The following is a 12,519-nucleotide window of genomic DNA, read 5'->3' as shown; positions in this document are numbered from 1 at the left end:
GATGCCGTGTCATGTGAACTCCATACTCCACCGTTGGGACGGTTCACTCAAGAATACTTTACTCAGCAGGCTTACGATTACTTCAGAGCCCGTCCCGGAGGCGGCCTCTAAGAATACGCCCGGAGGCGCCCTACCATGAACGCATCGCAGTCATTCGACACCATCTCAATCATCTTCAACCCCAACAGCACCGGAGACGCTCCGAAGCTGGCAGCGGAGCTGCAACAGAAAATCAAGGATTCCCTGCCTTACCCGGCCAGAGTGGAACTCCATCCAACCGATCACGCCGGTCACGCCGTCGAACTCGCACGTAGTGCTGCCGACAGCGGGGGCAAAGTGCTCGTTGTGTCGGTGAGTGGCGACGGCGGCTACAACGAGGTGGTGAACGGGGTGATGGCAAGCTCCAACGCGCACGCCGCAACCGCCGTCCTAGCTGCTGGAAACGCCAACGACCACCACCGCACCATCAGCCGGCAGCCACTGGCTGACGCCATCCTGGAAGGTTCCGTCCGTAGGATCGACCTGTTGGAGATCAGCGTTGAGGCGGGTCCTGATGCCCACTCGGTCTATGCCCACTCCTATATCGGGTTCGGCCTGACCCCCATCGTTGCCATCGATCTTGAAAAAGGCAGCAAGGGTGCCTTCAAGGAGATGTTTACTGTGGTCCGTACCTTCGCGAAGTTTCGCCCGTTCGAGATCCGCCAGAAGGACGGCAAGCGCCGCCGCTTCGACAGCCTGGTCTTCGCCAACATCTCACAGATGGCGAAGTACGCAACGCTCAGCGAAGCTGACGACGACGCCTCCGACGGCAAATTTGAGGTCATCACTTTCGCCCACCAGGCAAAGTGGCGAATCCTGCTGCGGGCGCTACGGGCAACAACCAAGGGACTCGGTGATCAGCCCAGCATGGGATATTACGAGTTCACGACGCTGAAGCCGATCCCCTACCAGATCGACGGCGAAGTCCGGTCTGCCCCGGCCCACACGTCGGTGAAGATCAGGAGCATACCCCGGGCGCTGGCGGTAGTGGGCTAGCTTGACCCGCGCACAAAAAACAAAGCACCCCGGTCGTGTGGACCGGGGTGCTTGTTTACTGCGGAGGATGGGGGATTTGAACCCCCGAGGGCGTTAACCCAACACGCGTTCCAGGCGTGCGCCATAGGCCGCTAGGCGAATCCTCCTCATTTGGAGCAGGTTCCAGAATACCCGTACATGCCAGAAGTGCCGAATCGGGCGGTAACTGCCCGGGCAGGCAACCCTCCCGGCGGTTTGTGTAGACTATTACGCGGCCCCTCATGTGGTGTCATCCTGTTGAACTCCCCCAGGACCGGAAGGTAGCAAGGGTAGGCGGGCTCTGGCAGGTGCATGGGGGGTCTTTACGTTCCCTGATTGCCGTGTCTGGAGGATCCAGTGACCGCCGGCCGCTTCGCGCCAAGCCCTACGGGTGAACTTCACGTGGGGAACCTTCGGACTGCGATCCTCGCCTGGCTCTTCGCCCGCTCCACCGGCCGCCGGTTCCTGTTGCGCGTCGAGGACCTTGACCGCGTCCGCGCCGGAGCGGAGGAGGAGCAGCTTGCTGAGCTCACCGCTGTCGGGCTTTCCTGGGACGGTGGGGTTGTCCGCCAGAGCGAGCGGCAGCACCATTACGACGACGCCGTCAGCCGCCTCCAGCACGACGGGCGCCTTTTCGAGTGCTTCTGCACCCGCCGCGACATTGCCGAGGCTGCGTCCGCCCCGCATGTTCCTCCCGGCCACTACCCCGGCACCTGCCGGGACCTCTCGGAATCAGAGCGGGCAGCGGCCCGTCGGGTGAGGCCGGCTGCGTTGAGGTTGCGCACCGACGTCGAACATTATGAGATCCGCGACGTCCTCCACGGGTTGTACACCGGTGCCGTGGATGACTTTGTGGTGGTTCGCAATGATGGGGTTCCCGCATACAACCTTGCCGTCGTGGTTGACGATGCCGAGCAAGGCATCGACCAGGTGGTCCGCGGCGACGACCTGCTGAGTTCAGCACCGCGCCAGGCCTATCTCGGGTTACTGCTCGGCCTGCCTCCTGTTGAGTACGCACACGTCCCGCTGGCGCTCAACCCGGAACGACGCCGGCTGGCCAAGCGGGACGGTGCCGTCACTCTCGAAGCACTCACCGCGGAGGGCTGGGAAGTCGCCGAAATCCGGGCACTGATCCTGCGATCGCTCGGTTTGCCGGACTGCTCACTGGAGGCTGCGCTGGGGGCATTTGATCCGCACGAGCTGCCCCGTGAACCATGGATCGTGAACCCCTCCCACCTGTCCTCCACCGATGCCGCCGCTGCCCCACCCAACCGATAGAGTTCTTCTGTGAGTACAGCCCTTTACCGCCGGTACCGTCCGGAGACCTTCTCCGACGTGATTGGTCAGGAGCACGTCACCGAGCCACTGATGACGGCGATCTCCAAAAACAGGGTCAATCACGCCTATCTCTTCTCCGGCCCGCGCGGCTGCGGCAAGACCACCTCCGCCCGCATTCTGGCGCGCTGCCTCAACTGCGCACAGGGCCCCACGCCCGTCCCTTGCGGCACGTGTGACAGCTGTGTGGAGCTGGCCCGCAACGGCTCGGGCAGCCTGGACGTCATTGAGATCGACGCTGCGTCACACGGCGGTGTCGACGACGCCCGTGACCTCCGCGAGCGCGCCACCTTCGCACCTGTCCGTGACCGCTTCAAGATCTTCATCATCGATGAGGCCCACATGGTCACCAGTGCGGGCTTCAACGCCCTGCTGAAGATCGTCGAAGAGCCCCCGGAACACATCAAGTTCATCTTCGCCACCACCGAGCCGGACAAGGTGATCGGGACTATCCGTTCCCGTACGCATCACTATCCGTTCCGACTGGTGCCGCCGGAACCGCTCATGGCGTACCTGGAGCTGCTGTGCAACCAGGAGAACATTCCGGTGGCACCCGGTGTGCTCTCCCTCGTGGTTCGCGCGGGCGGCGGGTCCGTGCGGGACTCACTGTCAGTGCTGGATCAGCTAATGGCCGGCGCGGGAGCGTCCGGGCTGGATTATGAGCTGGCCGTGTCGCTACTCGGCTACACCCACGCATCCCTGCTCGACGATGTGGTCGATGCCATTGCGGCAGATGATTCCGCGACCGTCTTCGGCGCTGTGGACCGTGTCATCCAAACCGGCCATGATCCGCGGCGCTTCGTGGAGGACCTTCTCGAACGGTTCCGCGATCTGATCATCGTGAACGCCGTACCGGATGCGGCAGCGTCCATCCTGCGCGGCATCCCCGACGATCAGCTGAATCGCATGCGGACCCAGGCACAGCAGCTTGGACGGGCTGAGCTTTCCCGCGCCGCAGACATCACCAACACGGCGCTGACCGAGATGACCGGTGCCACTTCTCCACGCCTTCATCTCGAGCTGCTGTGCGCCCGGGTCCTGCTGCCCGCTGCCGACCAGTCGGAACAGGGCACCCTCGCCCGGGTGGACCGCATCGAACGCCGGCTCAGTTACGCCAGCGGCCTCCCGGACGCGAGTACCGCCGCGGCTGTGCCTGCGTCGTCTGCTTCCCAGCCGGCTCCCTCCCCGCAACCAGCCGCACAGCAGCCTGCCGCGCCGCGGGCTGCGTCGCAGGTGCCTGCCTCACAGCCTCCTGCCGCTCAAGCTTCAGTTGTTCAAGCTCCAGTCGTTCAAGCTCCAGCCGTCCAAGCTCCAGCCGTTCAGGATGCCGCTGCGCAGTTCTCCCGCACCGAGCGGGACGCCTCCGAGGCGGCCGGGTCGCAGTCCTGGGAAGCCGGGCCCGGATCCCAGCCCGCTGCACCGCAGCCCGCACCCTCCCAGCCTTCTACCGTCCAGCAGGAAGTCCCGGCCCCGGCGGAGAAGCTTGAGCGGGCAACCCCCTCGGCGCAGGAACCTGCCGCTGCGGATTGGGGCGGCGGATGGGGCATGCCGCCCGAACCGCCCACATCCGAGGAACGCAGTTCAGCAGACGCGCGCACGCCGCAGCCGTCGGAACCCTCCGCAACGCAGCAGCAACCGGCAGCCTCCGGGCCTGCCACCTCGCGCAATGAGCCGCAAGGTCCGCACGGGTCACAACCGCAGCCGTCTGCTCCCCCGCCCGCGTCTCCGCAGGCACCGCAGCCTGCGGGTGGAGCGCCGGCAGCACGGGGATCCGGTCAGATCGAAATGATCCGCAGAGCCTGGCCCGAGATCATGGATGAGCTCGCCCGCATCAAGCGCAGCACGTGGTTGAACGTCAACGCAGACGCGAAGCCGCGTTCCTTCAGCGACAACCAGCTCACACTGGCGTTCGCGTCGCAAGGTAACGCGCTCGGCTTCCAGCGTGGCCAGCACATGGACAACCTCAAGCAGGCGATCAACAAGGTGCTTGGCCTGACCTGCTCGATCGAAGCTATCCATGACGGCGCCGCGGCAGCGGGTGAACCCGACCCAAAAGTACCTACTAGCCGGAACGAGCCGGCCAAGGCGCAGGAACACCTTGACGCCAACAGTTCCCCTTCGCCCTCCTCGAACGGTGAAGCATCCGCGACGGCAGCGGATGCTGCCTGGGGACTGCCCAGCCATTCCGACCCGGCACAGGGCGTGCCCGCGCAGCAAAACCCCGCGCAGCAGAACCACGCGCAGCGCCCTACCGCGCGGCAGGCCACGCAACAGCCCGATTCCCAGCAAGAACCAGCACAGCAAGCACCTCAGCAAGCCCAGACCCAGCAGGTTCCCGGGCGACAGGCTCCTGTCCAGGACTCCCCGCGTAGCGAGCGCGTGCAGCAGCCTCAAGCACAGCAGCCCCCCGTCCAACCCACCACGCCGCAGCCGGAACCCCAGCAGGGCTACAGTCAACAGCCTCATGCGCAGAGGACACCCGTACAAGCGGTGCCTGCCCAGCAGAACCACGCACAGGTCAGTGCACCAGCAGCAACCGACGACTGGCTCAGGGTCGAACCTCCACAGGACCCTGAGGACCCGGGCCCCGAGGAACCCGCCTTCGAGGAGGAGCCGTCGGTGCGTCCAAGCCGCTACCAGCAGCTGCTCGATGAAGCCGCGCGGGCCGAAGCAGCCCGGCCGCAGCCGCAGGGACGTCAGACCGGAGCCGTAGACTTGAAATACGTCGAGGACATTCCCAGTGCAGACGACGAAACCATCGAACAGTCGGGGCTGGTTGGACGTCAGGCCATCGAACGAATCCTCAACGGTCGGCTGATCGAGGAACGCAGCCTCGACCAGTGACGGGCCGGTCAGTCCAGCCCGGCCAACTCAGCACCACCTACAGCTAAGGCAACCCCGTGTACGAAGGCGCAGTTCAGGAGCTCATCGACGAGCTGGGACGCTTGCCCGGCGTGGGCCCCAAGTCAGCACAACGCATCGCGTTCCACATCCTTGAAGCGGACGGAGATGACATGAAGCGCCTCGTCAACGCGATCGTCACCGTCAAGGAGAAGGTCAAGTTCTGCACAATCTGCGGCAACGTCGCAGAGCAGGAGACCTGCGGCATCTGCCGTGACCCCCGGCGTGATCCCTCCGCGATCTGCGTGGTCGAAGAGTCCAAGGACGTTATCGCCGTCGAACGCACGCGTTCCTTCCGCGGGAAGTACCACGTGCTCGGAGGCTCCATCAATCCGATTGCCGGAATCGGCCCCGAGCAGTTGCGCATCCGTGAGTTGCTGAACCGCCTCTCCGACGACCAGGTTCAGGAAATCATCATCGCCACCGACCCCAACCTCGAGGGCGAAGCAACAGCCACCTACCTGGTGCGCATGCTGAAGACCATCGGCGTCAAGGTCACCCGCCTGGCTTCCGGCCTTCCCGTGGGTGGAGACCTCGAGTACGCCGACGAGATCACCCTGGGCCGCGCCTTCGAGGGCCGCCGCACCGTTTCCTGATCGGCCGGAGGCCAGTCTTTTCCTGTCGTCACGCTTCGCTGCGGGCCACGGCGCGGACAGGAGCACCGTCCGCGCCCCGCAGCGGCAACGGGAAAAGACCCACCCAGCAGCGGGCTGGGAGCTCGGTAACACCGCGCAAATTCTCAACGATCAAACCGTCGCGCCCCAGAATCAGGTCATGAACCGGTAGCTGGAAAGAGTCTTCCTCCTGCAATGTGCGGTCCGGGTTCAAAGTGTCAATCCCCAGGACGCGCATGCCGCGGGTCGAGAGTTCCGCGGCCGCGCCGGGGGCAAGGTATGGGTGGTTGAGATAGGCCTCTGTTCCGTACATCCGGTCCCAACCAGTTGCCAGAATAACTATCGGCGGGACGGCATCAGCAATCTCACTCCTGAAACGGGAGAATTCGATCTCCTCTCCCGCCGCAAGTCCGCGGATCCCAATGATGGCAGCCGCTCCCGACAACTCGTCCAAACCGACATCGCTGATCGTCCGACCACCCTCAATACTGTGGGACGGCGCGTCGATATGTGTTCCGGAGTGGGACCCGAGGTGAACGGCCATGACAGACACGCCATTTTCACTGACGGTCAACGAAGGAGTGAGCGCGACCTGTGGATCACCGGGAAAGACCTGCATTCCTGAGGTGATCGGGTGGCTAAGGTCAACGTACCTCGCCAAGCCGGGCCTCCTCCGCCAAGTGACCGGCGGGTTCCCCCTCGACGTGTCGGTTCCTGAAAGAGAACGCGAGGTACAGGACAAAACTGAGAACAAAGGCCGGGATGGTTGCACCAATGGGGCTCGGCCAAAGATAGGTGAGTATGTAGGAGACCGCCGCACCGACTACCCATACGGCGATTGCCGCCCGGTTCACTCCTGCCGTGTACCAGTAGCGCCCTGGACCCTCACGTAGGATGTCGAGCGTATAGCTGCCGCGCTTGATGATGTAGTAATCAACGATCATGATCGCGAACACCGGAATGAAGAACGCGCCGATCATGACGAGGAAGTCCGTGAACTGGTTCAGAAGAGCGAGCCAGGTGGAACCGATGATCGAGATTACTCCCACCACGAGCGCGGTGGGCAGGAAGCGGAAATTCCAGTGCGCCTGGGCGTTGACGATCGACGTCACCATTCCGTACACCACCATGGTGTTGGTGGCCATGACCGACATGAAGATGACGATGGCCAGCGGGGTGCCGAAAGCGGCGACGATGACAGTCGGGTCGAAGGGCGCAGCGGGACCTCCGGACAGGATGACATAGCCGATGGCGGTGGCACCAAGCGTCATGGCGAGCACAGTGGAGACGACGTAACCGATACCGGAGCCAAGAATGCCTGCGCGGCTCGACCTTGCCAACCGGTTGAAGTCGGCAGAGAGCACCGTCCAGGAAATGGCTGTGGCAATCACAATGTCCAGCACCACAAAATTGGTAAAGCCAAGGGACTCGTCCACTTGGATGGCGGCGAATTCTGCCGGGTTGAAAGCGGTGAATGCAGTGACGAAGACATAACCCATGATTGCCAGGATGATGACGGCGAGCCACGGCTCAACCTTGGCGATGCCCTCATGTCCGAGGATGGCCAATGCGACCACCAGGGTTTGCGCAAGAACGGCGAAGAGGATCGGGTTGGAGAAGCCGGTCGCAGACTCGACCAGATAGTTGACCGTCACACCGGCCAGCATCGCCTGCACCCAGCTCCAGCCCATGAGGATGATGACATTCGCTGCTACCGGCAGAAGCGTGCCTCGCGTACCGAACGCTCCGCGGGTGATCGCCATGGTCGGCAATCCCGTGCGCGTTCCAATATTGCCGACCAGGGTAAGCACGACGGCGCCGCCGACTGTACCGACGACGATCATGAGAAGGGCGTCGGTGAAGCTGACCGCCGGCACGAACAAGGTTCCGGTCAGCAGCGTAGTGACAACAAAATTGGCCGCCAGCCAGATCATTCCAATCCGGCCAAGGGGCAGCGTGCCCCGGAGTGGACCGAAACCATCCGCGTTTTCCTGCAGACGCGTATCGAGACGCTTGTAGAGATTCATGACGCTCCTGGAAGTGGGGGCCGGGAACTACTCCGCAGAAGCGGGAGACGGCGAGAGATGTTCGTGAATTGCGATGAGCCTGTCGTTGTCATCCCAGCGGAAGACGATGGTTTCCCGCTCTCGATATGACTCGTCACCATCGCGGGTCCGCGCGGTGGTGGCCACTTCGTGGCTGAAAACTGCTCCTCCGTGGAAAACGGTGACTTGTCGATTGCTTGAAGCACAGGAAACGACGGACCACCCGCTCGAGACCCAGCCCGACCACAACTCCTCGTATGCCGCCCGGCTGTCAAGCTGATGCTGCTCCGTGTAAAAGATGAAGCTCGATTCCGGCGCGAACGCAGCGAAATATCGTTCCGTATCCGTCGCCGCAAATGCGTCCACGATGCGCTCTGCCGCTTCCAGGACTTCGCGCTCGGAGGGTTGGCGGAGCTCGAAGCTGTCCATGGTTTCCCTTTATGAAAGGTCGGAAGCAGCGGAGGTGTCACCGATGCAATAAAAGTTGACCTTAGGTAATCGAGGCGACCGTGTCAAGAGTCACACCGGACACCTCACGTCTCGCGCAGGCCCTACTGAGGCGAAGAAGGTCTCCGGATGGAGCGCTCAGGCGATACGGGTGCCCCTCGCCAGACGGCGAACCGGGGTCACGAGCTTCCGTCTACCGGCCCACAGCACCACCCCCGCCAAAAGGCCTTGCAGCGCAAGGCCGAGCGGCCAGATCGGCAGAGGCTCGGAGTCAAAGTCGCGGGAGCCCGGTCCGAACATCTGCGCCTCTTCACAGGTGACCTCGTAGTCCGGGCCGGCCTGTGCAAGGCGGACCTGTTGGCTGATACTTTCCATCACTCCGGGGGCGCGGTAGGTTTCGCCGGGCTGGCCCGTGGAAAGGTCATCAGCATCCCGGTCATAGGGAACCGCGTCCGCAACGATCACAAACGGGTTGGCGGCAAGCAGCCAGGCCGTGCGCTCGGTGTGCCAGACCGTCATGAGCACCTCATTGGTCACGCACTCAAGCTCGTCCTCGGTGGGTATCCGCCCATCCTCAAACGATCCGGGAGGGTAGTCATAGAAGGACTGGGCGACGCGCACGTCTTCCTCCATGACCAGGCTCATGCTGAGCCCGAATGCGATCAGCGTTCCGAGGCCCAGCAGCGCGACCACCATATAGGTGGTGACAATCGAGAACAGTGGCCTGCCCGCCAGGGCGGAAATGCCGACCCCTAGGGCACACACCAAACCTAGTTCAAGCGCCAGCAACACCAGCGAGACGACAGCCTCGAGCGGATTGACTCCTCCCAGTGCCAATGCCCAGAGAATGAACGGCGAACTCAGCGCGAGGAATGCCAGCGACGCTACCCAGGACGCCAGCCATTTGCCCCACAGAATCTGCCCTGGTGTCAGCAGAGTGACCTGAAGGATGGCCAGCGTGCCACCGGCCCGGTCGCCGTTTATCGCGTTCGCGGACAGGCCCGGTGCAACCAGCAGGCCAAAGAACAGGACGAAACCCACCACAAGGTCAAACAGGAACGGACCGGCGCCGTCGGTAGCCGCCGTCGTGAGCGCCGCCAGCAGGAAAACCAGGCCGATGACGAGGAACCAGACGGCCATCATGATGTACCAGGCGCGGCCCCGCAGCCGCTGCTTCATCTCCAGGCCGAAGATGGTGCGCACGCCTGATGCATAACCGAGGTCGCGTGTACGGCCCTCGTCCACTATTTGCGTGCTCATTGCCGCTCCGTATCAAGGCTCATATAGGTCTCTTCAAGGGCGCCGCCTGCAGGCGCAAAAGCAGTGACGACGACGTCGGCGAAAATGAGCGTGCGCAGAAGCCACGCTGCCTGCTCGGTGCTGCTGAGCAGCACCTGGTACTCAGTCCGGCGGGAGTCACCGCGTTCCTCGAAAGCGACGCCGTGGCTAGCCAGCGCGGCGGCGAGCGGACCCATCGGAGCGGCCTGGATGCAGTACCTGCGCAGTTGCGTTCCAGCTTCGTCCAGGGTCTGGCTTTTGACCGATTCACCCCTGTTGACGAATACGGCGCGGTCGGCGATCTCGTCCAGTTCCGACAGAACGTGACTGGAGACCACAATGGTTTTACCCTCCGCTGCGAGCCGCCGGAGCATGACGCGCAGTTCAACCCGGGAGCCGGGATCCAGTCCGGATGCCGGCTCATCCAGCAGGAGTACCTCCGGATTATGGATCAGTGCTCTGGCCAGGCTGAGCCGCTGCTGCTGGCCCCTGGAGAGAATTCCTGCCGGCGCGTCGGCGTAATCGCTCAGCCGGACCTCGGCGAGCAGTTCAGCGGCTCGGTGAGCGGCCGCCGTCGTCGTCAGTCCGTACAGTGCACCGACGGTGGTGAGGATTTCACGGGTCTTGAGGGATTCCCAGACGCCAAGTGTGTCCGGCATCCATCCGACCTTGCGGCGGACCGCGGCGGCATCAACCGCTGGGTCCGCGCCGCCAACCGAAAGGGTCCCTGAATCCGGTGCGAGGAGGGAAGCGAGGATCAGCAGCAGCGTGGTTTTGCCGGACCCATTGGGCCCGATCAGCGCTGTCACTTCCTCCGGCGGCGCCTCGAAGTCGATGTTGCGGACAGCATCAACAGACCCGAAACTTCGTTTGATACCCCTGGCAATGATTCCCCCATACCCATTGGTCATGAGGTGACAGTAGCAAGGAGGCCGGATTCCCGGCATAATTCGACTCACGATTGGGTGAGCCGAAATCCAGCGGTTAACATGGTGTGCGGTTATCGGCCGTTGATCGTCCGTTTCCAGTGTCCCAATAACCGACCTTGTTCCGGGCGCCGACGACGCCGCCACAGATCATCTCCCAAATTTCAGCGAGCGTGCGCATGGCTTTAATTGTTCAGAAGTTCGGTGGCTCGTCCGTGGCCGACGCGGAAGGCATCAAGCGCGTCGCCAAGCGTGTCGTGGAGACGCAGCTTGCGGGCAACCAGGTCGTCGTCGTTGTTTCCGCTATGGGAGACAGCACCGATGAACTGCTTGATCTTGCCGGGCAGGTCAGCACCGCCTCAAATCCGCGCGAGATGGACATGCTCCTCAGTGCCGGGGAACGCATTTCCATGGCGCTGCTCGCGATGGCTATCCACGAGGCGGGCTCCAACGCGCAGTCCTTCACCGGCAGCCAGGCCGGCATGATCACGGACGCCATCCATGGCAAGGCCAGGATCATCGCAGTATCGCCCTACCGCATCAAAGCTTCCATTGATAAGGGCGACATCGCGATCGTTGCCGGCTTCCAGGGCATGAGCCAGGACAGCAATGACATCACCACCCTGGGCAGGGGCGGGTCCGACACAACCGCCGTGGCCCTCGCCGCAGCCCTTAAAGCTGACGTCTGCGAGATTTACACCGACGTCGACGGCGTGTACACCGCTGATCCGCGGGTTGTTCCATCCGCGAAGAAAATCTCGGCCATCTCCAGCGAGGAGATGCTTGAAATGGCCGCCTCAGGTGCCAAGATCCTGCACCTTCGCTGCGTGGAGTACGCACGGCGCTTCGGCGTTCCGCTGCACGTCCGCTCATCCTTCAGCCAGCTCGAGGGGACCTGGGTGCTGCCCGACCCCGAGGACACCATCAAGATTCAAGAGGGAGAACCCTTGGAACAGCCCATCATCTCCGGTGTTGCACACGACCGTTCAGAAGCGAAGGTCACCGTCGTCGGCGTACCCGACATCCCAGGCAAGGCCGCTGAGATTTTCGGCATTGTCGCGGGCGCGCACTCGAACATCGACATGATCGTGCAGAACGTTTCCACGCACGGCTCCGAACACACGGATATCTCCTTCACCCTGCCCATCGTCGAAGGTGCGGAGGCGCTCGCCGCTCTCAAGGCCGCGCAGCAGACCGTGGGTTACGAGAGCATCGAGTATGACGAGCAGATCGGAAAACTGTCGCTGATCGGGGCCGGGATGCGCTCGAACCCCGGTGTGTCCTACAAGTTCTTCCGGGCGCTGTCCGACGCCGGGGTGAACATCGACATGATCTCCACCTCGGAAATCCGTATTTCGGTGGTCACCAGCGCAGACCTGCTCGACACCGCGGTGCGCGCTGTGCACGCGGCGTTCGATCTCGACGGCGATGCCGTGGCGACCGTGTACGCGGGAACCGGCCGCTAGGCTCCGCACTTTCCATCGCGTTGAATTGACGGGACACGCCCCGAATAGCGTGCTGAACGGGGTGTGTCCTGCTAAATCAACACACTATTCCTCCGTGTGAAGCACCGGTTTCGTGAAGTAGTCCTTGTACTTCTGGACGGGCTCCGTGCGGCGGACTGTTTCATGGTCCGGATGCCTCCGAACGGCATAGTGGTGTCCGTCGGAATCCACCTCAATGTTGAGTTCAGCGAGTTCAGCCTCTGAGGCGCTTTCGAACTCATCATGCCGGTGTACTACCGGCTCATCCAGGGCGTCCCGTTCGGCCGGTCCCAGGAAAATGGTGGCGGGGTTTTTGATCCAGCGGCGCCGGGGTCTCTCAGCCATGGGTATCGCCTTCTTTCTGCGGCTGTTCGAGTATCCACATCTTAAGTCTGCGTAGGTGAAAAAGATCCGGCAGCACGCAAAAATCCCCCGC

General features: G+C 63.0%; 11 protein-coding genes, 1 tRNA gene and 1 other RNA gene. 6 read left to right on the top strand and 7 right to left on the bottom strand.

Annotated features, from left to right (window positions below; translation table 11 throughout):
• Nucleotides 1-135 precede the first annotated feature (135 nt).
• Entirely contained in the window at nucleotides 136-1,035 is a 900-nt protein-coding gene (locus tag AC5RTB_RS13690) for a diacylglycerol/lipid kinase family protein (protein WP_494061612.1), read from the top strand.
• Nucleotides 1,036-1,096: 61 nt separating this feature from the next.
• Here the strand turns inward: AC5RTB_RS13690 and AC5RTB_RS13685 are convergent.
• Nucleotides 1,097-1,181, bottom strand: a tRNA-Ser gene (locus AC5RTB_RS13685).
• 103 nt (nucleotides 1,182-1,284) lie between these two features.
• Here AC5RTB_RS13685 and ffs point away from each other — a divergent pair.
• The 4 genes from ffs to recR all read left to right on the top strand — a co-directional run bounded on the left by ffs (nucleotide 1,285) and on the right by recR (nucleotide 5,885).
• An RNA gene (ffs, locus tag AC5RTB_RS13680) (signal recognition particle sRNA small type) lies at nucleotides 1,285-1,381 on the top strand.
• Nucleotides 1,382-1,410: 29 nt separating this feature from the next.
• Nucleotides 1,411-2,331: a tRNA glutamyl-Q(34) synthetase GluQRS gene (gene gluQRS, locus AC5RTB_RS13675; protein ID WP_494061611.1), complete on the top strand. Its 921-nt coding sequence runs from the start codon at nucleotides 1,411-1,413 to the stop codon at nucleotides 2,329-2,331.
• Nucleotides 2,332-2,340: 9 nt separating this feature from the next.
• A complete protein-coding gene (locus AC5RTB_RS13670) occupies nucleotides 2,341-5,232 on the top strand; it encodes a DNA polymerase III subunit gamma and tau (RefSeq protein ID WP_494061610.1) in 2,892 nt (963 codons plus the stop codon).
• 56 nt (nucleotides 5,233-5,288) lie between these two features.
• The gene (gene recR, locus AC5RTB_RS13665; protein ID WP_494061609.1) at nucleotides 5,289-5,885 is read left to right on the top strand and encodes a recombination mediator RecR; all 597 of its coding nucleotides are present in this window, start codon (nucleotides 5,289-5,291) and stop codon (nucleotides 5,883-5,885) included.
• Between the two features lie 28 nt (nucleotides 5,886-5,913).
• Here the strand turns inward: recR and AC5RTB_RS13660 are convergent, their stop codons facing one another.
• The 5 genes from AC5RTB_RS13660 to AC5RTB_RS13640 all read right to left on the bottom strand — a co-directional run bounded on the left by AC5RTB_RS13660 (nucleotide 5,914) and on the right by AC5RTB_RS13640 (nucleotide 10,584).
• Nucleotides 5,914-6,522, bottom strand: coding sequence for a cyclase family protein (locus tag AC5RTB_RS13660; RefSeq protein WP_494061716.1), 609 nt, complete (start codon nucleotides 6,520-6,522; stop codon nucleotides 5,914-5,916).
• Between the two features lie 25 nt (nucleotides 6,523-6,547).
• A complete protein-coding gene (locus tag AC5RTB_RS13655; protein WP_494061608.1) occupies nucleotides 6,548-7,930 on the bottom strand; it encodes a purine-cytosine permease family protein in 1,383 nt (460 codons plus the stop codon).
• 27 nt (nucleotides 7,931-7,957) lie between these two features.
• Nucleotides 7,958-8,377 carry a YybH family protein gene (locus AC5RTB_RS13650; protein WP_494061607.1) on the bottom strand — a complete coding sequence of 140 codons (420 nt, stop codon included), beginning with the start codon at nucleotides 8,375-8,377 and terminating at the stop codon, nucleotides 7,958-7,960.
• A gap of 156 nt (nucleotides 8,378-8,533) precedes the next feature.
• Nucleotides 8,534-9,655, bottom strand: a complete 1,122-nt coding sequence (locus AC5RTB_RS13645; protein WP_494061606.1) for an ABC transporter permease — start codon at nucleotides 9,653-9,655, stop codon at nucleotides 8,534-8,536.
• Entirely contained in the window at nucleotides 9,652-10,584 is a 933-nt protein-coding gene (locus AC5RTB_RS13640) for an ABC transporter ATP-binding protein (protein ID WP_494061605.1), read from the bottom strand. The genes AC5RTB_RS13645 and AC5RTB_RS13640 overlap by 4 nt, the downstream gene beginning before the upstream one ends.
• A gap of 194 nt (nucleotides 10,585-10,778) precedes the next feature.
• Between AC5RTB_RS13640 and AC5RTB_RS13635 the strand changes: the two genes are divergently transcribed.
• Complete coding sequence (locus AC5RTB_RS13635) at nucleotides 10,779-12,065, top strand: aspartate kinase (protein WP_494061604.1); 1,287 nt, start codon at nucleotides 10,779-10,781, stop codon at nucleotides 12,063-12,065.
• A gap of 84 nt (nucleotides 12,066-12,149) precedes the next feature.
• Here AC5RTB_RS13635 and AC5RTB_RS13630 read toward each other — a convergent pair whose 3' ends face one another.
• On the bottom strand, nucleotides 12,150-12,428 hold the full coding sequence (locus tag AC5RTB_RS13630) for a hypothetical protein (protein WP_494061603.1): 279 nt from the start codon (nucleotides 12,426-12,428) through the stop codon (nucleotides 12,150-12,152).
• Between the last annotated feature and the right edge of the window lie 91 nt (nucleotides 12,429-12,519).

It is taken from the genome of Arthrobacter sp. M71 S08, assembly GCF_059089725.1.
Note: the sequence above shows the minus strand (reverse complement) of the source record. Positions and strands in the feature narration are given on the sequence as shown.

Bases quoted from the DNA above. Each gene is read 5' to 3' on its own strand.
- AC5RTB_RS13690 (WP_494061612.1), top strand. From the start codon at position 136: ATGAACGCATCGCAGTCATTCGACACCATCTCAATCATCTTCAACCCC.
- AC5RTB_RS13660 (WP_494061716.1), bottom strand. From the start codon at position 6,522: ATGCAGGTCTTTCCCGGTGATCCACAGGTCGCGCTCACTCCTTCGTTG.
- AC5RTB_RS13655 (WP_494061608.1), bottom strand. From the start codon at position 7,930: ATGAATCTCTACAAGCGTCTCGATACGCGTCTGCAGGAAAACGCGGAT.
- AC5RTB_RS13650 (WP_494061607.1), bottom strand. From the start codon at position 8,377: ATGGACAGCTTCGAGCTCCGCCAACCCTCCGAGCGCGAAGTCCTGGAA.
- AC5RTB_RS13645 (WP_494061606.1), bottom strand. From the start codon at position 9,655: ATGAGCACGCAAATAGTGGACGAGGGCCGTACACGCGACCTCGGTTAT.
- AC5RTB_RS13640 (WP_494061605.1), bottom strand. From the start codon at position 10,584: ATGACCAATGGGTATGGGGGAATCATTGCCAGGGGTATCAAACGAAGT.
- AC5RTB_RS13635 (WP_494061604.1), top strand. From the start codon at position 10,779: ATGGCTTTAATTGTTCAGAAGTTCGGTGGCTCGTCCGTGGCCGACGCG.
- AC5RTB_RS13630 (WP_494061603.1), bottom strand. From the start codon at position 12,428: ATGGCTGAGAGACCCCGGCGCCGCTGGATCAAAAACCCCGCCACCATT.